Origin of the sequence: Roseivirga misakiensis (assembly GCF_001747105.1) — a bacterium.
GTDB classification, from domain to species: domain Bacteria; phylum Bacteroidota; class Bacteroidia; order Cytophagales; family Cyclobacteriaceae; genus Roseivirga; species Roseivirga misakiensis.
Window position 1 is genome coordinate 1,114,095 of record NZ_MDGQ01000005.1, and the last position, 20,729, is coordinate 1,134,823.

The 20,729-nt window shown below is 39.8% G+C and carries 23 protein-coding genes; 8 read left to right on the top strand and 15 right to left on the bottom strand.

Going from position 1 to position 20,729, the window contains the following annotated elements; all coding sequences use genetic code 11:
- Nucleotides 1–6: 6 nt before the first annotated feature.
- Genes BFP71_RS12540 through BFP71_RS12550 form a run of 3 tightly spaced genes read right to left on the bottom strand, consistent with a single transcriptional unit; the run spans nucleotide 7 to nucleotide 2,610 of the window.
- Nucleotides 7–597 (bottom strand): uracil-DNA glycosylase family protein, encoded by a 591-nt coding sequence (locus BFP71_RS12540; protein WP_069835808.1) that lies wholly within the window; start codon nucleotides 595–597, stop codon nucleotides 7–9.
- 42 nt (nucleotides 598–639) lie between these two features.
- A complete protein-coding gene (locus tag BFP71_RS12545; protein ID WP_069835809.1) occupies nucleotides 640–1,944 on the bottom strand; it encodes an MFS transporter in 1,305 nt (434 codons plus the stop codon).
- 42 nt (nucleotides 1,945–1,986) lie between these two features.
- On the bottom strand, nucleotides 1,987–2,610 hold the full coding sequence (locus BFP71_RS12550) for a DUF4870 domain-containing protein (RefSeq protein WP_069835810.1): 624 nt from the start codon (nucleotides 2,608–2,610) through the stop codon (nucleotides 1,987–1,989).
- A gap of 225 nt (nucleotides 2,611–2,835) precedes the next feature.
- Between BFP71_RS12550 and BFP71_RS12555 the strand changes: the two genes are divergently transcribed.
- Nucleotides 2,836–3,447: a trimeric intracellular cation channel family protein gene (locus BFP71_RS12555; RefSeq protein WP_069835811.1), complete on the top strand. Its 612-nt coding sequence runs from the start codon at nucleotides 2,836–2,838 to the stop codon at nucleotides 3,445–3,447.
- A 4-nt stretch (nucleotides 3,448–3,451) separates the two neighbouring features.
- On the opposite strand, the gene BFP71_RS12560 is transcribed toward BFP71_RS12555, so the two are convergent.
- From BFP71_RS12560 to BFP71_RS12605, 10 genes are all read right to left on the bottom strand, one after another.
- Nucleotides 3,452–5,095: an AMP-binding protein gene (locus tag BFP71_RS12560; protein WP_069835812.1), complete on the bottom strand. Its 1,644-nt coding sequence runs from the start codon at nucleotides 5,093–5,095 to the stop codon at nucleotides 3,452–3,454.
- 64 nt (nucleotides 5,096–5,159) lie between these two features.
- A complete protein-coding gene (locus BFP71_RS12565) occupies nucleotides 5,160–6,161 on the bottom strand; it encodes a hypothetical protein (RefSeq protein ID WP_141719753.1) in 1,002 nt (333 codons plus the stop codon).
- A gap of 250 nt (nucleotides 6,162–6,411) precedes the next feature.
- On the bottom strand, nucleotides 6,412–8,049 hold the full coding sequence (gene groL / locus BFP71_RS12570; protein ID WP_069835814.1) for a chaperonin GroEL: 1,638 nt from the start codon (nucleotides 8,047–8,049) through the stop codon (nucleotides 6,412–6,414).
- Between the two features lie 30 nt (nucleotides 8,050–8,079).
- The gene (locus BFP71_RS12575; RefSeq protein WP_069835815.1) at nucleotides 8,080–8,364 is read right to left on the bottom strand and encodes a co-chaperone GroES; all 285 of its coding nucleotides are present in this window, start codon (nucleotides 8,362–8,364) and stop codon (nucleotides 8,080–8,082) included.
- A gap of 230 nt (nucleotides 8,365–8,594) precedes the next feature.
- Nucleotides 8,595–8,948, bottom strand: a complete 354-nt coding sequence (gene secG / locus BFP71_RS12580) for a preprotein translocase subunit SecG (RefSeq protein ID WP_069835816.1) — start codon at nucleotides 8,946–8,948, stop codon at nucleotides 8,595–8,597.
- A 1-nt stretch (nucleotide 8,949) separates the two neighbouring features.
- The gene (locus BFP71_RS12585) at nucleotides 8,950–9,768 is read right to left on the bottom strand and encodes a hypothetical protein (protein WP_069835817.1); all 819 of its coding nucleotides are present in this window, start codon (nucleotides 9,766–9,768) and stop codon (nucleotides 8,950–8,952) included.
- A 36-nt stretch (nucleotides 9,769–9,804) separates the two neighbouring features.
- Nucleotides 9,805–10,332, bottom strand: coding sequence for an LPS assembly lipoprotein LptE (lptE, locus tag BFP71_RS12590; RefSeq protein ID WP_069835818.1), 528 nt, complete (start codon nucleotides 10,330–10,332; stop codon nucleotides 9,805–9,807).
- Nucleotides 10,319–11,587 (bottom strand): sigma-54 interaction domain-containing protein, encoded by a 1,269-nt coding sequence (locus BFP71_RS12595; protein WP_069835819.1) that lies wholly within the window; start codon nucleotides 11,585–11,587, stop codon nucleotides 10,319–10,321. The genes lptE and BFP71_RS12595 overlap by 14 nt, the downstream gene beginning before the upstream one ends.
- 13 nt (nucleotides 11,588–11,600) lie before the next feature.
- On the bottom strand, nucleotides 11,601–13,070 hold the full coding sequence (gene miaB / locus BFP71_RS12600) for a tRNA (N6-isopentenyl adenosine(37)-C2)-methylthiotransferase MiaB (protein ID WP_069835820.1): 1,470 nt from the start codon (nucleotides 13,068–13,070) through the stop codon (nucleotides 11,601–11,603).
- Between the two features lie 98 nt (nucleotides 13,071–13,168).
- On the bottom strand, nucleotides 13,169–13,474 hold the full coding sequence (locus tag BFP71_RS12605; RefSeq protein WP_069835821.1) for an NIPSNAP family protein: 306 nt from the start codon (nucleotides 13,472–13,474) through the stop codon (nucleotides 13,169–13,171).
- A gap of 104 nt (nucleotides 13,475–13,578) precedes the next feature.
- Here BFP71_RS12605 and BFP71_RS12610 point away from each other — a divergent pair, with 104 nt between their 5' ends.
- Nucleotides 13,579–14,265 carry a M50 family metallopeptidase gene (locus BFP71_RS12610; protein WP_069835822.1) on the top strand — a complete coding sequence of 229 codons (687 nt, stop codon included), beginning with the start codon at nucleotides 13,579–13,581 and terminating at the stop codon, nucleotides 14,263–14,265.
- A 54-nt stretch (nucleotides 14,266–14,319) separates the two neighbouring features.
- Entirely contained in the window at nucleotides 14,320–15,129 is an 810-nt protein-coding gene (locus tag BFP71_RS12615; RefSeq protein ID WP_069835823.1) for an FKBP-type peptidyl-prolyl cis-trans isomerase, read from the top strand.
- An 81-nt stretch (nucleotides 15,130–15,210) separates the two neighbouring features.
- Here the strand turns inward: BFP71_RS12615 and BFP71_RS12620 are convergent, their stop codons facing one another.
- Together BFP71_RS12620 and BFP71_RS12625 are read right to left on the bottom strand one after the other, a co-directional pair.
- A complete protein-coding gene (locus BFP71_RS12620) occupies nucleotides 15,211–16,494 on the bottom strand; it encodes an anthranilate synthase component I family protein (RefSeq protein WP_245701844.1) in 1,284 nt (427 codons plus the stop codon).
- A gap of 94 nt (nucleotides 16,495–16,588) precedes the next feature.
- On the bottom strand, nucleotides 16,589–17,329 hold the full coding sequence (locus BFP71_RS12625) for a YceI family protein (RefSeq protein ID WP_069835825.1): 741 nt from the start codon (nucleotides 17,327–17,329) through the stop codon (nucleotides 16,589–16,591).
- 137 nt (nucleotides 17,330–17,466) lie between these two features.
- Between BFP71_RS12625 and BFP71_RS12630 the strand changes: the two genes are divergently transcribed.
- The 5 genes from BFP71_RS12630 (at nucleotide 17,467) to BFP71_RS12650 (ending at nucleotide 20,687) form a co-directional block, all read left to right on the top strand.
- Nucleotides 17,467–17,979, top strand: coding sequence for a gamma carbonic anhydrase family protein (locus BFP71_RS12630; RefSeq protein ID WP_069835826.1), 513 nt, complete (start codon nucleotides 17,467–17,469; stop codon nucleotides 17,977–17,979).
- A gap of 33 nt (nucleotides 17,980–18,012) precedes the next feature.
- The gene (locus BFP71_RS12635) at nucleotides 18,013–18,525 is read left to right on the top strand and encodes a DinB family protein (RefSeq protein WP_069835827.1); all 513 of its coding nucleotides are present in this window, start codon (nucleotides 18,013–18,015) and stop codon (nucleotides 18,523–18,525) included.
- Entirely contained in the window at nucleotides 18,525–19,046 is a 522-nt protein-coding gene (locus BFP71_RS12640) for an acyl-CoA thioesterase (protein WP_069835828.1), read from the top strand. Before BFP71_RS12635 ends, BFP71_RS12640 begins: the two co-directional genes overlap by 1 nt.
- Nucleotides 19,047–19,080: 34 nt before the next feature.
- Nucleotides 19,081–19,629: a hypothetical protein gene (locus tag BFP71_RS12645; RefSeq protein WP_069835829.1), complete on the top strand. Its 549-nt coding sequence runs from the start codon at nucleotides 19,081–19,083 to the stop codon at nucleotides 19,627–19,629.
- Between the two features lie 155 nt (nucleotides 19,630–19,784).
- Nucleotides 19,785–20,687, top strand: a complete 903-nt coding sequence (locus BFP71_RS12650) for a histone deacetylase family protein (RefSeq protein ID WP_069835830.1) — start codon at nucleotides 19,785–19,787, stop codon at nucleotides 20,685–20,687.
- Nucleotides 20,688–20,729 lie beyond the last annotated feature (42 nt).

The window sequence follows — 20,729 nt, forward strand, 5'->3', positions numbered from 1 at the left end:
TTCTATTTATTTAGAAGCTATGGTTTGGTGCACAATATTTTGCAGTGCAGGTACGATCTCAGCCGTAAACCATGGGTTTTTTCTCATCCAAATACCATTTCTTGGTGATGGATGAACCAATGGCATATACTTGGGTAGGTATGCCTTGTAGTTCTCTACGGTTTCTGTTAAAGTTTTCTTCCTCTTATCTCCTAAATAATACTGTTGTGCATACAGACCAATGAGCAAGATAAGCTTGACACTTTTCAAATGATCAAAAAGCTGATGATGCCATAAAGGGGCACACTCTGGTCTAGGTGGAAGATCACCGGATTTGCCTTTTCCGGGATAACAGAAGCCCATTGGTACTATACCAAAAATTTGCGGGTCGTAGAATTGTTCATCTGTAACGCCAAGCCACTTTCTTAGATTTTTTCCAGACGCGTCATCCCATGGAATACCACTATGATGCACTTTGGTACCGGGAGCTTGGCCTATGATCAGGATTTGAGATTGTTCGCTAACCGATACAACTGGATTAGGGCCATGCGATAGTTGATCAGCACATACCTGACACGATTTGATATCACTTAGTATAGTCTCGAATGATTTAGTCATAGGTGTCTATTAAAGGGGCTTTTTCCTTAAATAGTTCGTTCATCATGTCTTTACCACTGCTTTTTTTAGCTTGAACAACCGAAACGACAGGACGAAAATGACCAACAACAAGATGGCTGCTATATAAAAGGTGACATTCCCGACCGCACCAAACAACCATCCGCCAAGAACAAGCCCCACTATACTTGCCAGGCTACCGGCACTGTTTGCAACACCTTGTACTGCTCCTTGCTGCTCTTTCCCAGCATATTTAGCCACCAATGACAGGAAGGATGGCCACATAAGGCCGTTGCCCAAAGCAAAAAATACAAGAGAGGTGTAAGTGATAAGAATATTGGTTGATCCGATGAGTAAAAAATTGATCACGAGTAAGAAACTACCAATTGTGATTAGGGTTTCTTCGGAGGTTTTTTTAGATACTGCACTGAGAATTGGTCCTTGCACTAAAATCATCAGGCCACTCATAATGGAGAAAAATATCCCTAATTCAAATGCAGTCCATTCTAAGGTGCCCAGGGCATGCATAGGGAATGAGACGTAGAAAAAGCTAAAACCTAAGAATGTAAGGAAATAGATTACGAGCATGAAGGGGATGTTTTTAACCTTCAAAACAGACTTTAACCCCTTATCTGGGCAGTCTTCTACTTCGTAACAGTCTTTTTGTTCTGACGCAAAAAGTTTTCTGATTTTGAATTGTTTGAGCGTGGGTTTTACAAGGTTCGCCTTTGTTTCCGGAAGCTTAAACCATATCACATATAGTGCGACCATTGAAATGAGAATGGCGGCACCTACAGGCAAAACCTCTTCGTATTTGGTGGCGCCTAATACACCAGCTATTGATGGCCCTAAGATGAAGCCTAAACTGGACGACATGGCCATTTTACCAAAATTAGTTTTACGATTCTCTTCAGTAGAAACATCCGATAAGTAGGCATTAGCAACTGACACATTCCCGCCAGTAATTCCGTCCATAGCTCGGGCAAAAACAAGAATCAGGAGGGGGATCGTCAAAGAAAAACTACCGATCGCGGAGGCGTCAAAATTTATAAGGACAGTCTTCGGCGCAAATAGGGCAACCATAAAGATGAACCATGCGATCAAGGTGCCTAGTTGACTTAAAAAGAGGATTTTCCTTCTACCATAAGTGTCAGACCATCTCCCCATTAAAGGGGCGCCAAAGAATTGAAATGCTGGGTAGACGGCACCAACTAGGCCATAGATGAACTCATTTCCTCCGAAGTCAGTCACCAAGAATACTAAAAAAGGTAGAATAATGCTATAACCCAATGTCCCGATGAAATTGACCATCAGGACTGGGGTTAGTGGAGCCTGTTTCGTTGAATTCATATGGTTTAATAAGCCGACTCGATAAGTGTATGCCCTATCAAGTTAAGACTTTATAAATGGTATGGATGGGTAAAACACCCTTTTCCTTTTGTTGATTCTGATTGAATTGAACAGAATCATAATAATGTTGATGACATTGAGTGATAACAGCGCCATAAGAAAAAACCTAAGGCCATTCTTTATGCTGCCTGATACTAAGTTTGGGCTAACTGTATCGCTCTCCTGAATACTGTCAAAGGCATATGTCATGATGATCACTTGGGCGATAAAGCAAAGAAAGAGTAGGAGGGTTAAGGTAAATTGGAAGTTGAGTACGCGCCTGCCAAGTTCTCTTACCCCTTGTACTTTATCCTTTTTCTGTAGCCAAAATATTAGTGGCAACAGAATGCCTAAAACGGGAAAAAATAGGCCTGCAAGAGCAGATATATTTAGACTGGCTAAATAGCCATTGTTTTCTTCATAGGTCCAGTCAGAAAACTCTTCAGGCGATACATCAAAAGCACTAGCCAATTTCCTGAGGGTATCGCCTCGGGGGATAGTTTCTCCCTTCTCAATACGTTGAATTGTTCTTAAGTTTAGCCCAGAATTTTCGGCTAGTAGTTCTTGTGAAAAACCTTTACGTTTTCTTAGCTCAATGATCTTGTGCATTAATACTTCGTTGCTCATGTCTTAATAGTTTAATCTAATTATTGAAATAAAGTTCAGTAAGACCGGGTCGAATGGTTGCGGCACTAGCACGACTTTGTTACGGCATTCTTGTCAATGGCCTAAAACAGCCGATAATTGATGTTTTTTCAGTCACCTTTTGTTGATTTTTTTTATCTGTCTCAAAATGTCGATTAATGAAAGAGTCTTATTCGATTCAAGACAAAAGGCTAACTTCGCGATTCCATGCATGAACTAAACCTGATTTATGGAGTCGATCTAATCGGAACATTCGTGTTTTCGGTAAGTGGTTGGCTATTGGCCTCTAAAAAGAAGCTCGATTTTTTCGGCGCTTCAGTAATTGCATTTATTACTGCTGTGGGCGGTGGAACATTAAGGGACTTGCTTATTGGAAGTCAGCCTGTGGGGTGGATGAGAGACGAAAACTATCTGGTCGCGATCCTAGTAGGAATTTTTTCTGGTATGTTGTTCAAGAAGGTTTTTGAACGCCTCCGGAAAACCATGTTTCTCTTTGATTCTATTGGTATAGGCCTTTTTACCATTTTAGGGATTCAAAAGGCCTTAGCCTTTGAGTTATCACCTATTATCGCGTTGATTATGGGGACAATTTCGGCAGTTTTTGGTGGCGTATTGAGAGATACGCTGGTCAATGAAATACCATTGGTTTTTAGAAAAGAAATCTACGCCACAGTCTGTTTAGTAGGAGGTGGTCTGTATCTCTTATTAGGACTAACAACCCTATCTCCTGCGTTTCAAATGATTATTACTATTGTATTTATTATAGCCGTCAGAATTTTTGTGGTCGTTAAAAACCTGTCTTTACCCTCAATTAAATAGGAGGCTATTCTCTAAACACGTCTTCTTTCGCATCGAACCACTCAGCATACATGCCCATATGAATGGCTTCTACTCTATTTCTTTTTACTTTCAAAGTAGGTGTAAGTAAGCCATTGTCAACCGTCCAGTCTTCTTTCATAATAACGCTTTTGGCGATTCTCTCATATTTCTCTAAAGAAGGATTTAGCTTTTTCACGGTTTCAGAAATAGATTGCTTTAGCTCATCTTCAGACAATTGCTTTCCTAATTCTGAGAGTACCACAAGCGCTATCGGCTGAGGGATGCCCGTACCCACGACACAAATTTGATCAATGTTTAAGTTTTTTAAGAGTTCTAATTCAATTGGTGCAGGGCTGATGTATTTCCCTTTATCTGTTTTGAACTGGTCCTTGATTCTGCCGGTGATCGATAAGAATCCGTCATGGTCGAACTCCCCGATATCACCAGTTTTTAGAAAACCATCTTCGGTAAACATTTCGGCAGTTTTCTCAGGCTCTTTGTAGTAGCCTTTCATGAGGCAGTTGCTCTGGATTAAAATTTCTCCCTCTTCTGATAATTTGGAAGTAACCCCAGGCAGTGGCCGACCTACTGTGCCGTATTTATTGGCGTTTGGTAAGTTAAAATGAGACAGTATGCAATCCTCCGTCATACCATAAGCTTGGCAAATCTCTATATCAAGTTTGGCAAACCATTTTTGTAAACTGATGGCTATCGGCGCAGCACCAGAAAAGTTTGAGGTAGAGGCGGATAAGCCTAATTTCTGTCTGATTTTCTTTTTTATAATTCCCCCGATTATCGGTAGGCCGATCAAGCGGTCGAGTTTTTTCTGTGGCATTTTCTCCAAGAGCTTTTCTTGGAATTTTTGCCATATTCTAGGAACGCCAAAGAAGGTATCAGGCTGCACAGAGGCTAGGTCTTCACCGAAAGTATCGAGTGACTCGGGGAAACTCACATTGGCGCCTCTATAAATAGCCGACATTTCGATACCAGCCCTTTCTGCGATGTGCGTCATCGGTAGATAAGAAAAGTACTTTGGCTGCTCTGGCATTAGTATTGTTGAAATTGCCGTATTGATGAGCTGATTAAACGCTCCTACAGTGTGCATTACACCTTTAGGGTTGCCAGTAGTTCCGGAGGTGTACATAATGGTCATCAACTCTTCGTGAACTTGAGTTGGGTTTCCTTCGAAAGGGGCGTTGCTTTTCACTAAGTCTTCCCAGCTGAATCGTTCATTAATGTCGTAAAGTGAAACACCAATGATCGGTATATCCGGAATACCTGATTTTTGTTGACCATAATCATCCAGTTTACCTACTATGATCGCTTTGGATTCGCTATGGATTAAGATTTCATTGATCGACTCGGCTCCGATGGATGGGTAGATCGGTATAGAGATGCACTCCGCCATCATAATGGCCAAGTCAGACATGATCCAGTGCGCGCAATTCTTTGATAGCAAGGCAATATGATCGCCTTTTTTGAAGCCCATTTCTTTTAGGGCACTTACAACTTTTCTTATTTCCTGATCGGCTTGTCGAAAAGTGTATTCTTTGAAGGTTCTGTTAATAGGCTGTCTAAGGAACGTTTTCTCTGGGGTTGTTTTTACCCAATAGTCAAACGCCTCCAGTGGAGTGTTGAATTTCGGCATTACAAGAATTGAATTTGGCTAGTAGAAATATAAGCAAAAAACTACGGATGCAATGCCGAAGGGCTTAGAAAACCCAGCTAATTCTAAAGTTCATGTCAAAGTTGACACCTAACCTATTGCTCGGTCTGTTAGAGTCATATCGAACCATGAACCAGTCATCTTCGCTGAAAAACTCATAGTTTGGATTTACGCCAAGCACCCTAGTTTCTCTATACCGCAAACCAATACCGAAAAAGGCATCGAGAACTAGCCTGTCCGAGAGGTAGTGTTCTATCCCAATTCTAGGTGTGATGGAAAAGAATCTCTTTTCAACGGGTAAAATTTCATCAATTATATCATTCGAAAAATCATCGTCATCGAAATTTTCAGGAACTGAGAAACTAAACTCAGCATCGTGGTCTTTTCTAAGAAATTCTAAGCTGAGCGAGGAGTAGATTCGAGATTTTTCTTCATTTCTGAAATAGAATTTAGGATTAAGCTCCACTCGAAATCCAGATGCATTTCTAGCAAATTCATTATTAGCACTCAGCATATGCCTGTAGTTTGCTTGTAGTGCAAAATTCTGCCCTAATAGTCGTTGATAACCAACTTCTATACCAGGGTGGTAAAAGCCAACTAACGCCGTCGGAGTGATTGAAATCTGATTTTTAAGTTTCAGGCGCTCCTCACTCATAGGAAAATAGGGCAGATAGCTCACCTGGTTCTCAGATAAGTCGAGATAAATTCTATTGGGATAAATGAGTTTGTCTTTAGAAATTTCATCTACCACAAAGCCGATTCCATAAGTCCATGCATTGGCCCAATAATAGGTTGGAGTCTTAGTTTCTATTGATAAGGTTTGAATCTCTCCGTTTTTTAGGACGCCAAGATCGAATGGTCGTTTTCTGAGTACACTAAAATTGATGGTTTCACCTTTTGGTGCATTCAACGTGTCATTCTGAACGATCAATTTCGTTTCTTGATTTGCCCTAAGTTTAATGTTTTGATTGGGCTTATTGATGATTGTTGCACAAGAGGAGCATATCACTGCCAATAGAACGAAAAGGAGTAGCTTATTGTATTTCATGTTAACTTGGTTGTGCAACATCGTTGCAATTTATTAGTGTAAACATGAATTTCTAAACTTTAGTATGAAGTTAACAATAACTTAATCTTGAGCCCTTAATGGGTATTGCTCAACAATTTAGTGACCAAGTTGATCGGATCAATCTATTTCTAGTAAACCTTTTGTTTGAGCTCATTTGTTGGCAAAGCATATTAAAAAAGCCCACCCTTAATGGGGTGAGCTTTAAATTATTTATAGTTGGGTGATGTTATTACATCATACCTGGCATTCCGCCGCCACCCATTGGAGGCATTGGCATTCCAGCACCACCTTCTTCAACTTCCTCAGCTACTACACATTCGGTAGTTAATAGGAGAGAAGCAATTGAAGCAGCATTTTCAAGGGCTAAACGTGTCACTTTAGTTGGGTCAATGACTCCAGCAGCGATCATGTTCTCATATTTGTCCTCTCTTGCATTGTATCCGTAATCGGCTTTTCCACCTTTAACTTCATTTACCACAACAGATCCTTCACCACCAGCATTGGCAACGATAGTTCTTAGAGGAGCTTCAACAGCGATTCTAATGATGTTTACACCGGTAGCCTCATCTTCGTTAGCTGTTTCAAGGTTATCTAAAGCGGCACTTGCTCTGATAAGGGCAACACCACCACCTGCAACAACACCTTCTTGAACGGCAGCTCTTGTTGCGTGCAATGCATCATCAACTCTGTCTTTCTTCTCTTTCATCTCAACTTCTGTAGCTGCACCGATATAAAGGATAGCAACACCACCAGAAAGTTTAGCTAAACGCTCTTGAAGTTTCTCTTTGTCGTAGTCAGAAGTAGTATTCTCGATCTGAGTTTGGATTTCCTTCACTCTTGCTTCGATGTTTGCCGCATCGCCAGCACCATTTACAACAGTAGTGTTGTCTTTGTCGATATTTACTTTGTCAGCAGTACCAAGGTACTCGATAGTAGCATTTTCTAGCTTGTAACCTCTCTCTTCAGAGATAACTGTTCCACCAGTTAGCACAGCGATATCTTCAAGCATTGCTTTTCTTCTGTCTCCAAAACCTGGAGCTTTAACAGCAGCAATTTTTAAAGAACCTCTGATTTTGTTAACCACAAGTGTAGCAAGTGCTTCACCATCAACATCTTCAGCAATAATTACTAATCCTTTTCCACTTTGAGCAACTGGCTCAAGAACAGGAAGTAATTCTTTCATTGAAGAGATTTTCTTGTCGTAGATCAGGATGTAAGGATTCTCCATTTCTACTTCCATTTTCTCTGTGTTAGTCACAAAGTAAGGAGAAAGATAACCTCTGTCGAATTGCATACCTTCCACAGTTTTTACTTCTGTTTCAGTACCTCTTGCTTCTTCTACAGTGATCACACCATCTTTTCCTACTTTATCCATCGCATCAGAAATCATTTTACCGATTTCAGCGTCGTTGTTAGCAGAGATAGTACCTACTTGCTCTATTTCTTTAGAGTCTTTGATTGGTTTTGATTGGCCTTTTAGGTCGGTAACAACTGCAGAAACTGCTTTGTCAATACCTCTTTTAAGATCCATTGGGTTAGCACCTGCAGCTACGTTCTTAATACCTGCACCGTAGATTGCTTGCGCTAATACAGTTGCAGTAGTAGTACCATCACCAGCATCATCAGCAGTTTTTGAAGCTACTTCTTTCACTAGTTGAGCGCCCATATTTTCGATTGGCTCTGAAAGCTCAATTTCTTTTGCTACAGAAACACCATCTTTAGTCACAGTTGGAGCACCGAACTTTTTGTCGATGATTACATTTCTACCCTTAGGGCCTAAGGTTACTTTTACAGCATCAGCTAATGTATCAACGCCTTTTTTCAGTTGATCTCTGGCGTCATTGTTAAAGAATAATTCTTTAGCCATTTCTTTATCGTTTTGATTTTTAGTTGAAAATTAAGAATTGATGATTGCAAAAAGGTCAGACTCCTTCATGATAAGGTAGTCGTTTCCTTCAACAGAAAGTTCTGTACCAGCATACTTTCCATATAAAACAGTGTCACCAACTTTTACAGTCATTGGTTCGTCTTTTTTACCACTTCCTGCGGCTACTACGATTCCTCTTTGCGGTTTTTCTTTAGCAGTGTCAGGAATGATGATCCCCGAAGCAGTTTTTTCTTCAGCAGCGGCAGGTTCGATAAGAACTCTGTCTGCTAGTGGAGTAATGTTTACTTGTGACATTTTTACTTATGATTTAAGGTTTTGATTAATCAAAATACTGATGGCTCATTAACAGTTTACGTGCCAAATCGTTTTCAGGAATTTTTGTCAGTCATTGCGTTTGTTATGTCAGTCTCTCTGTCAGTTTTTCTCGATTTCTTGGTTTAAAACTGAGCAAATTGTCAGGTGAAGACCATAAAAAAAGCCTCCTGGTTTGTCAGGAGGCTTTTGTAAAAGCTTTCTTTGACTGCTTACTTAGCGGTGTCTTCTGGTACAGGTGTTAAACCTGTTTGTGTTGTGTCAGCAATCGTTGGAACTGGTGTTGGCAAAGACTGCTGTGCTGCGTCAATATTTGGATTAGACTGAGCTCTAGAACCATCTTTTAATGCCATACTAGAAGCAAGGCTTAATACAATTAGAACGATCACAAAAATCCATGTGGTTTTCTCCAACAAGTCGCCAGTTTTCTTGACACCTATGATTTGTTGAGCGCCGCCTCCGCCAAACTGGCTAGATAGGCCTCCACCTTTTGAATTTTGCATTAATACGATCAATACCAGTAAAACTGCTACTATGATCGCGAGTATTATGAATAACTGAAACATTCTATTTAGTCTTTATCTCCTCAATTTGGGCTGCAAAGTAAGCGCTTTTTTCAGGAAACTTCAAACGAAGGTTTTCATAAATGTTAATCGCTCTTTTTAGCTTCCCTTGCTTGAGCATCAATTTTGCCAAAGTTTCCGTTTCAAAGTGATCTACTCCTTTAATTACTTTGCTAGCCAGATCTTCTTGACTTTTATAAACTTCGTTGTGATGCATCTTTTGTCGTTCTAATTGTGGTTCATTTTTGATGAACTTCTCAATAATCTCGACTTGGCTTGTTTTATTTTTGGGCGGGGAGGTGGTTGGCGCTTTTGCTTTTGGTTTTTCCTCTTCCTCAATAGCAGTTCCTGCCAATAGCGCTTCAATTCTTCTTTTAGCAGCTCTAATTTCTTCTAAGTCCTTTGAAGTATCCTCTGAATTGTTGTCGCCTTCGGAATCATTTTCAGCTTTCAAGCTGGATTGATCCTCTTGTTTCTCAACAATCTCTTGCGTTACCTGCTGTATTGCTTCTGGTGTGCTTGCTTTTTCTTCTTTTACCGATTCAGCTGGCTCAGGTTTTGGAGGTGCTTCTTCTTTCTCGGGAAATACATAGTCACCTTCAATAATAGACTTTAAATGAGAACGGTTAGCGGAGTAAATGGCTGCTTTTTTTATAAAAGCTTCTGTTTTCGGATGCTCACGATCTTTCAATGCCTTGGCGATCACTACGTACAAGCTTTGAAAATAGGGGTATTTCTTACGGTATTCATTTAGCGCCCTAATGTCAGCGTCTGTGACTTGGGAAGGGTCTAATAATAAGGTGCTAAATCGTTCGCGATCCACTTTTAAAAATTAAGTGCGTCTAAATTATGAGTTAAATTACCACTGGGCAACCGAGGCTTGAAAAATATCGAAGTAGAGTTGCTCAAAAATTTCATCGACCAATTCATCTTCTACAGCATTTAATGTGGTAGATGACGGGTCATAATCAGCAAAAAATGCGAATGACTGCTCGATGTTGGCTTTTTCGTCTTTTGTATTGGTGAAAACCAATTGAACACTTATCGTCAGACGCATGAGGCCTGTACCGTCGGCCTGGTTGCTGTTCCCTGACGAGCTGATTGCCTGAGGTCTTACTGTGTAGTTGGCTATTTGGCCATCAAATTGTAAATCACCTTGACGCTGAACCAATTCTAGTTTGGTTCTTCTCTGAAAATATTCCTTTAAACCTTCCGTAAAGGTGTTACTGAGGTTTGGTGGTCCACCACCAGATTCATTAATGAAGTTGGAAATGGATAATGTCTTCGTTTGGGTATAATCGATTGATGCTCCGTCGAGTGAGTAAATACCACATGCTGTCAATGAGGTGAGGAGCATTAAAAGGATCGCAAGCTTAATCGATTTCATATTGCTTAATCTTTCTGTAAAGTGTACGTTCAGAGATCCCCAAATCTTGTGCCGCGTATTTCCTTTTGTTGTTGTTTTTTCGCAACGCTTTGATAATCAGTTCTTTTTCCTTTTCCTCTATCGATAAAGATTCGTCTTCTTCATGTACTATATCGTGTACATTATCATAGCTATAGTCATCCGAGTCGGTAGTGGTGGGTTGGATATAGATCGGTTCCGTAAAATCATTTTTTGTGATTTCCTCTGGAATCAGCTTTTCCTCATCTAAATTTCTAAAAAGATTGGGGTTTTCATTGATCGCGTCTTTGTCGATCGCCCCTGTCTCAAGCATATCATGAACTAACTTCTTCAGGTCGTTCATATCTTTCTTCATATCGAAAAGCACCTTGTAAAGAAGGTCTCTTTCGTTTAAGTTTTCAGAATTTTCACCTTGTCCACCTTTGTAGAGGGCTGGTAGACTAGAATTATTTTGCGGAAGATACTTTGTCAATGTATCGGCACTAATGATTCTGTCTAATTCTAAGGCAGATATTTGCTCTACGAGGTTCTTTAATTGTCTAATGTTTCCAGGAAAACGGTATCGAATGAGGATTTCCTTTGCCTGATCGTCCAACTTCACGCTTTCTACCCGATATTTTTCCGCAAAATCCGAGGCAAACTTTCTAAATAGTAAATCAATATCCTGACCTCTTTCCCTTAGTGGTGGCACAAAAATCGGGACAGTACTCAAGCGATAATAAAGGTCTTCTCTGAATTTGCCTCGCTCTACAGCCTCCGATAAATTCACGTTAGTCGCGGCGACTACGCGAACATCAGTTTTTAAGACTTTTGAAGAACCAACTTTGATGAATTCACCATTTTCAAGCACTCTTAAGAGTCGTGCTTGTGTCTGAACTGGCATCTCACCAATTTCATCCAAGAAAATGGTTCCACCATTCGTGTCTTCAAAATATCCTTTTCTAGCCTCGTAAGCGCCTGTAAATGAGCCTTTTTCGTGGCCGAATAGTTCTGAGTCGATCGTGCCCTCTGGAATAGCTCCACAGTTAATGGCAATAAATTTACCGTGCTTTCTTGGACTCAGTTGGTGAATGATTTTAGAAAATGACTCTTTTCCACTTCCACTTTCACCCGTGATTAAAACTGTCATGTCAGTAGGGGCCACCTGTGCGGCTACCTGTATGGCATGGTTCAGTTTTTGGCTGGTGCCAATTATCCCGAAACGTTGTTTTATGCTTAATAATTCGTTGTTATTCAAACCTTTGTGTTTTTTAGGATATTACGCTTCCGAATAGCGTTGCTGTCGTGCAGTCTTCAATCATTACATTCACGTATTCACCTTTCTGATGTACACCTTTGTCGAAAATCACCACCTTATTGGCTGAATTTCTTCCCTGTAATTGTTCTTCTGATCGTTTAGATGTACCCTCGATCAATACTTTCTGGACTTGACCAATATCCAGTTTGTTACGCTCAAGCGAGGATTCTTGCTGTTTAGCGATGACCTCTTGTAAACGACGCTTTTTTACCTCAAGTGGAATATCATCTTCATACTTTTTAGCCGCCAATGTCCCCGGTCTTTCTGAATAGAAGAACATGTAGGAGAAGTCATACTTTACGTAGTCCATTAATGACAACGTATCCTGATGCTCTTCTTCAGTTTCAGTACAGAAACCGGTAATCATGTCTGAGGAAATACCACATTCTTGACCAAGAATTGCTCTGATGGCATCCACACGATTAATGTACCATTCGCGACTATAGGTTCTGTTCATCATTTCCAATACCCTAGAGTTTCCGCTTTGAGCAGGCAGGTGAATGTATTTACAGATGTTTTCGTACTTCTTCATGGTGTGTAGTACCTCGTCGGTGATGTCCTTTGGATGCGAAGTAGAAAACCGCACACGTAGGTCTGGAGATACTTTTGCCACCATTTCGAGTAGATTGGCGAAGTTGATTACTTGAACTGTTTCACCTTTTCTTTCCTTTTTTTCTAACCAAGCCTTATTGTTCTCGTCTTCCGACCATTTATAAGAGTCTACATTTTGCCCTAGAAGGGTTACTTCTCTATATCCTTTGTCAAATAAGTCTTGAGCTTCTCTCACAATAGAGTGTGGGTCTCTACTTCTTTCGCGACCTCGCGTAAAAGGTACCACGCAGAATGAGCACATGTTGTCGCAGCCACGCATAATGGAAATGAAGGCGGAAACGCCATTAGAGTTTAACCTTACAGGGGCTATATCGGCATAAGTTTCTTCTCGAGAAAGGAAGGTATTCACGGCTTTTAAGCCTTCTTCAGCAGACTCTACAAGTTTTGGTAGATCTCTGTAAGCATCAGGCCCAACGACTACATCGACTATTTTTTCTTCGTCTAGCAGTTTCTCTTTCAAGCGTTCTGCCATGCACCCTAGAACGCCTATGGTCATTTCGGGCTTGTTTTCTTTTACTTTGTTGAATTGCCCTAAACGCTTACGCACAGTTTGTTCTGCCTTTTCACGGATGGAACAAGTGTTTAAGAAAACGACATCGGCACTTTCAAAATCTGATGTAGTATCATAGCCGTTGTCCTTCATAATAGAAGATACGATTTCACTATCAGCGAAATTCATCTGGCAGCCGTAGCTTTCTATATAGAGTTTCTTAGTCTTACCTGTATTCTCCTCTACAGTAGTTTGTACTGTTTCCGACGCCTCGTGACTGTTTCTATCAACAATGTCTATATCCTGAATGATATTCTCCATGAATCTACCTTCTCAAAAATTCGAGGGGCAAATATAATGCTTTTACTCCTAAAATGTGACAGATTGGCAGTCTTTCGGTAGGCTATATTTGCGTTTAATTAAGAAAAAACTGGTCGCATGAAGTTGCGCTCATAGCTTATGATACATTTTGTTTTCTCAGCATAAGCATATGCCTCTTGGCAGTCTTTATCATTCATGCTATCAATTCTATACCGCTCATAATCTGCTAGGGAAGGAAAAGTAAATAGGGCTAAAGCGATATTGTTAGCGCCTTCGGAGGGTAGAAAATAACCATTATGCTGTCCACCAAACTTATTGACCAAAGGAATCCACTTTTTAGCATATACTTCGAATTCTTTGAGTTTATAGGGGTCTATTTTGTAGTTGACGTAGCAGGTGATCATAATTTCTCTTTTCTATTTCTAGTTAAAGATGTGAATTTAAGTGCTAATACGTCTAGTCTGTTTGTACTGAATTAGATTTACAGCTAAGTTCATGTGATCGTAATATGGGACTTGATAAAAACCAGAAACAACAAATCATAATTGGCATAATGATGGTACTGGCCATCGTGTTTTGGAATACACCCTTGGTTTACCCTGTCAAACTCTTTGTTGTGATGCTTCATGAGATGAGCCATGGGATAATGGCCGAGCTTTTTGGCGGCGATATTGTCAATATTCAAATTGATTACAGGGTCGGGGGATATTGTCGATATACTATACCAGATTCGTTTTTGGCTAAAATTATGATCGCCAGTGCTGGGTATTTGGGTAGCCTGTTTTGGGGGCTTTTAATTCTGGTTTCGGCTATTCTGAGCAAAAATGATAAATACATAACCTTAATCATTGGTTTGGTTCTGATGGTACTGAGTTGGTTTGTGATTAAAACCGGAGAGACGTTTGGGATAATTGCCACGGTGGGATTTGCCCTTTTCATGTTTGCAGCATTCCGATTTTTCTCGAACGATTTTCATGATTACTTTCTAAAGTTTATTGGCCTGACGAGCTGCCTTTATGTATTGGTGGACATTAAAAGCGACTTGATCGATAGAAGTGGGGTAGGAAGTGATGCTGATGCCATTGCGGAAATGGTCGGAGTACCAAGTTTAGTAATCGGTATTTTCTGGCTTTTGCTCGCCGTTGCTTTCGTTTATTTTGCGCTGAAATACACTTACCGAAGGACAAGACGCTAATTAGCTAGGTTTAATACTTTGGCTATCTTTACGCGAGATTTTATTTATCAGACTATGTTCAAAAAGACAGTTAATATACTATTCGCAGGCTTAATCTTAGCAGGCTTTTCATTGACCAGTGCTTGTGATGGCAGTGGTTCAAGTACATCTTCATCAGATACTACTTTTCTTGAAAGTGGAGTCAAATTCACCTATTTGGAAAAGGGTAACGGACCGAAAGTAGATTCCCTAAAACGTGTGACCACCCATATTAATTTGATGGTGGGTAATGACACCGTTTGGTCCACAAGAGAGCCAGGCCAAGATGTGTTTAAGTTTTTTGCAAAAAAGACCTCTTTAATTGACGGTTTTGATGAAGCTGTCATGTATGCTAAGGAGGGGGATAGGTTATCGATTATTGTTCCGCCAGAACTTGGTTATAAGGATAAGCCGAATGGCCCAATTCCTGCAAATTCTACCCTCCATTTTGATATTACATTTCTGGAGGTAGAAAATCCTAAACAGTTTTTATCGGAAGTACTGATTCCAGTATATCAAGCAAATGGGGTTGAGGGGATGATTGAGCACTACAAAGGCTTAGATGCAGATTCTGCTTCTTACTATTTAGATATGGAAGAATGGTATAAGGTAAGTAATACGATTTACAGAACAGGGGAGTTCAAAGACGGTGTGGTACTTTGGGATTATGTGCTAAACGAAGTGAAAGATTTGAGAGGCTATTATTTGATGGCACAGGCCCACCAAAACCTTGATCAAATTGATGATGCCATCAGTTGTCTTGAAACGGGCATTGAGGTAGCGAATGATACCACTGGAATGGGCTTTGTGAAATCTTATCTAGAACAATTGAATAACCTGAAATAGGAAATATTCTAAAGACTTGAATAAAACCCGTGGCCTTGGTCATGGGTTTTTTGTTTGACGGCACTAGGTTTTGTATAAGGACTAAATCGAAATTTCTTTTTCGGGTTTAACCTTTTGCCCGATGAGTTGAAGAATGGCAGAGGCTTTAATTAAGCACTCTTCATATTCCTGTGCCGGTATAGAATCGTAGGTTATAGCACCACCTACTTGGAAGGAATAGTGCATGTTTTCTAAATCGAGAAAAAGGCTTCTAATAATCACGTTTAAATCAAAATCTCCAGATGGGGTAATGTAACCTGCTGCACCCGAAAAAATACCCCTTCTAGTATTTTCATATTGCTCGATTAATTCCATCACTTTGATTTTCGGCGCGCCCGTCATACTACCCATGGGAAAAGCCTTTTTGATAGCGTCTATCCATAAGCGATCGGGATGTATTTCTGAGGTGACCGTTGAGATCATTTGATGGACTTGTTCAAAAGTATAAATGCCAAAAATCTCTTCTACATCCACGGTTCCCACTTTCGAAGTTTGCGCCAAATCGTTACGAACTAGATCAACGATCATCATGTTCTCGGCTAGCTCTTTTTCATCGTTTCTTAAGGCTACTTTAAGGGCCTCATCCGCCTGAATAGAATCTCCTCTTCGCTTGGTGCCTTTTATAGGTTGTGAAATGAGTTTTTCACCATTCTTCTTTAAAAAACGTTCGGGCGAAGCACATAAAAGGTACTGATCGGCGAATTTCTGAAATGTAGAAAATGGTTTGGGCGAAATGTCATTTAGCCTTAGGTAAGTTTCTACAGGAGCTGCCTGCAGAATTTCCCCCCAGAATTCCTGACAATAGTTGATTTCATAGATATCACCTTCCTCAATATGTTGCCGCAATGATTCGACAACTTCTAGGTACCGCTCTTTTGACACCGATTGATTTAGAAATCCATATTGACCAATAGACTTATTGAGTGCTACTTCTGAGATTTGTTTGATTACCCAATCTGATTTTTCTGATTCGACTTCTACTTGGTCATTATTAAACGTTAGGATGTGCTCTGGTTCAAAGAAGCAAGCATTATTGAATTGGGTGTGGTTTTGATGGCTACTTGTTAGCTCTTCTAGCTCATTTTTTAAGTCATAACCCAAATAGCCAAATAGCCATGACGGTTTTTCTTTGTGAAACTCAAAAAGTCTTTGGAAAGTGTTTCCTCGCTCAGCGTTGAATAGCCGTTTGGCGCCAATAGCCAGAACCTTCGGGAAACCGCCGAAGGGGTAATCAATTTCATTGCCATTGAGTAAACAGAAATAGGAATGCTGATTTGCCCAATGAAGTGCTTTTTCTAGCGTAACCGATGAAGTATTAGTCGTCAAAGTTCTATTTATCGAAAACGCAAATATATCTTATTCAATATGGCATAAAAAAAGGAACCCTAGGGTTCCTTAATAATAATGCATTTTAAAACTTTTATTGCATGCTGCTATTAGGCGAAGCTTCGATGTCAAAGCCGATAGTTACGGTATTGTAGACAAATCTGTCTTTCGCCTTGTCTACCACAGAAGCCTCATCTTGGTACATAATACCCCATTGAGTTCTATCGATATTGAATTTTGCTTGAGCTTTTACAGTATTATTAGACATTTCCACGTGTGCAGGAATAGTAATATTCAATGTAGTTCCTCTAATAGTTAAGTTACCTGAAATGAAGTGGGTAGGGTTCTCTACGAGAATTTCACTCAATTTAGCTGGCGTATTGTCAGACTCAAATTCGTCTTTGTCGGCTTCTAACGAAGAAGCGTTAAAATCACTAACAGCAGTTACTTCAAATTTTGCTTCAGGGAAATTTTCAGCATCAAAGAAATCTGGAGATTTTAAGTGGCCTTCTAGTTTGGCTGCGCCACCTTTTCCAGCCATGTCTAGGTTTTTGATAGAGTTGATATCAATTACGATTGACCCAGCTACTAATTCGTCACCTTTTACACTGATTTCACCAGAAGTAATACCGATGGTACCGTCGTGTTTGCCGCCAGTTTTACTACCAATCCAAGTTACTTCAGAATTAGATGTATTTACCGCATATGATACGGCACTTTCTGATGAAGCAACAGCTTGAGCTTCAGATGTTTCGACTGTGCTACCTTTTGGTCCACATGCCCATGCTGTGCTCAATAAAACAGCTAGTCCGAGTGTAAGTTTGTAATTTTTCATTTTGATCGTTTATTAGATTTTTTGTCGTTTCTTTAGTTGCGCAATCTCAGAACGTTTGAAATTTCATTTTGTTTGGATTGCAGCATAGAAACTATATCAACGGTAAAAAAGTTCATGTACGTACATATAAATTTATTATGGCAGTTATAAAAAAGGTAAAAGGTGTTGATCCTCAGATTGATAGTACTTGCTGGTTGGCAGATAATGCTACGGTAATTGGCGATGTGAAAATGGGGAAGGACTGTAGCGTTTGGTATAACGCCGTGGTTCGAGGTGATGTTTGCTCCATAGAAATGGGGGATAATTGCAACATACAAGATGGTGCTGTAATTCATGGTACTTTAAATATGTCGAAAACTGTTTTAGGCGATAATGTCTCGATAGGGCACAATGCCATTGTTCATGGAGCTATAGTGGAAGATAACGTTTTGATTGGAATGGGGGCGATTGTTCTGGATAATGTCACGATTAAAAGCGGTTCTTTGATTGCGGCTGGGTCTGTCGTTTTAGCTAATACTGTTTTGGAAGAAAATTCGCTTTATGCAGGAACTCCGGCTAAGAGAATTAAGACGATTGATGAAAAATTGAAGCAAGTAATCGACAAAACACCAGAACACTATAAAATGTACACGACTTGGATATCTGATTGAGGTTGAATGCCCTATTTTTTATAACTTGAAACTATGATCAGAAAGCCAGAAATCTCCGAATACAACCCTTTCTACCAACCTTATATAGATCAGCTTCATTCTGACGAAATTGTTCCAATTCTAAAAGAACAGTTGGCGTCTACAGAAGCCTTTTTTCGAGATTTATCAGAAGATCAAGGCAATTATCGCTACGCTGAAGGGAAGTGGTCGATTAAAGAAGTTTTGAACCACATCAATGATATCGAGCGAATTTTCACCTATCGGGCTATGTGTATTGCACGAGGTGAAACCCAGTCGCTTCCTGGTATGGACCAAGATGTTTACCAAGAAAATAGCGGAGCACAATCGCGCACTTTGTCTTCACTCTTAGAAGAGTTTTTAGCCTTAAGAAAAGCGTCTATTCTGTTATTCGATCATATGACTGAAGCCGATGGTATGAAAGTAGGTGAAGCTAGCGGCTCGAAAGTAACTGTCCGAGCATTAGCAGGATTAACTGCAGGGCACTCTGCGCATCATGTAAAAGTTATTCAAGAAAAGTATTTGTAATGTTCATAGTCGACCCACACAGAGAATACGCTAAAGAAACCGAATCAAGAGTAATTATTAGATTTCAGGATTGCGATCCGTTAAAGCATCTGAATAATGCTAAATACTTCGATTATTTCTTTAACGCTCGAGAAGATCAAGTCCCTGGTTTATATGGCGTTGAAATTATGGATCTGATTCGGTCACAAGAGGCCTATTGGGTAGTTTATAACCATCATATTGCCTATTTAAAGCCTGCTAATTTAGGTGAATGGGTCAAAATTATTACTCGACTTATTTGGTTCGACGATAACACGATTGTTGTAGAGTATTTAATGCTAGATGAGTACAAAAGTCACCTAAAGACAGTAATGTGGAGTACTTTAAAGTATGTGGGGATGAACACAAGTCGTACTACCGCGCATTCAGATGAAGTCAAGGCATATTTAAATGCTATGTTATATGAAGGTGTAGATTACGATCCCGCATTATTCAACCAAAGAGTTGAAAGATTGAAAAAAGAAATTCAAATTAACATTTAAACAGAGCCATTAAGTACAGCTAAACACAATTAATATGGAATCTAATAGCGGTTTTGACCCAACTGAAATTGAAAAAATGAGGGCCGAGATAGGTTCTGATCAATCTTATGTAGTCATAGAATCAGAAGATAATTCAGATGATTTTATGAATTTTTACTTCATCGGAAAGCATGATGGGAAGGAAGTGATTTTTGATGCAGCACTTTATACACTCAGACTTCAGCATAGTAGTGAAATACATGAAATGGCCGAACATAAGGTGGCTCAAAAATTCCCTGATTTTAAGAAGATATCCTATGAAGAAGATGAGAATGGGGATATCGAACCATTAGATGATTTGGAAGAAGAAATCGGTTTATACCTTACTGAAGTAATGGATGAACTGGAAGAGGAGGATGCCATAAAAGTAAGCGAACATATTGATGTCGATGAGCATATCGATTTTGGAATAGGTCTCGACGTTGGATTAAACATCGAAAAAGTTACCCACGAGTCGATCGAAAAGTTTATCAAAGACTTCAATGCTGATGCTATAAAACTTGATGAAACACTCTATTCTTTTCAATTCGATCCAGAGGACTAAGTAAAGCAAGTAAGAAGTTAATCACTAGCCAGACTTATTGAGTTTGGCTTTTTTATTGATCGTCACCTTTTTGAGCTATCCCTGTTTTACTTTCAAATTGACATTGCAAAATGAAAACAACTTGGTGATTTTTGGCTTTAAGTAATAAAGTTGATATGCTCAAGATAGCTTGGTCTGAAATATATGCGCACCCCTTACCTGATAAGCATAGGTTTCCTATGGAGAAGTATAACTTACTTCCAGAGCAACTTTTATATGAGGGAACAATAGCTCAAGACAACTTTTTTGCCCCAAAACCACTCACAGAAAGTCAAATTCTCAGAACCCACGATGCCGAGTACTGGCAAAAATTAAAGGAGCAAACACTTACGCGGCAAGAGGAAAGAAGGACTGGTTTTCCACTATCCAAAGCGCTAGTGGACAGAGAGATCGTTATTATGAATGGTACGGTTATGTGTGCGCTATATGCCTTGCAAAATGGTATAAGCTTCAATATTGCTGGCGGTACACATCATGCATTTACGAATAGAGGTGAGGGGTTTTGCCTATTAAACGACATAGCTATTGCTGCTCATCATTTGCTGGATAAGGACTTGGCCAGCAAAGTCTTAGTGATTGATTTAGACGTGCATCAGGGAAATGGTACCGCCGAGATTTTTGCCAATGAACCTCGTGTTTTCACTTTTAGCATGCACGGACAATCAAATTACCCCATGCATAAGGAGAAATCTGATCTTGATATAGGGTTGGAAGACGGAACTGATGACAAAACCTATTTGTCAATCTTGGATAAGCAAATGAATTCTATACTTGATCTGTTTCAACCAGATTATATCTTTTTCCAGTCTGGTGTCGATGTCCTAGCAACTGATAAACTTGGAAGGCTAGGTATGACGATTGAAGGTTGTAAAACCCGAGATAGAATGGTTTTAGAATCTTGCAAGAGACACGGGATTCCCGTAGCAGTTAGTATGGGAGGGGGATACTCCGAACGTATCGCCCATATTGTTGAGTCACATGCAAATACTTATCGTTTGGCACAAGAAATCTTCTTTTGACAACGGTGCTTTCCTATTGCGATAGACTTACTTCAATCATTT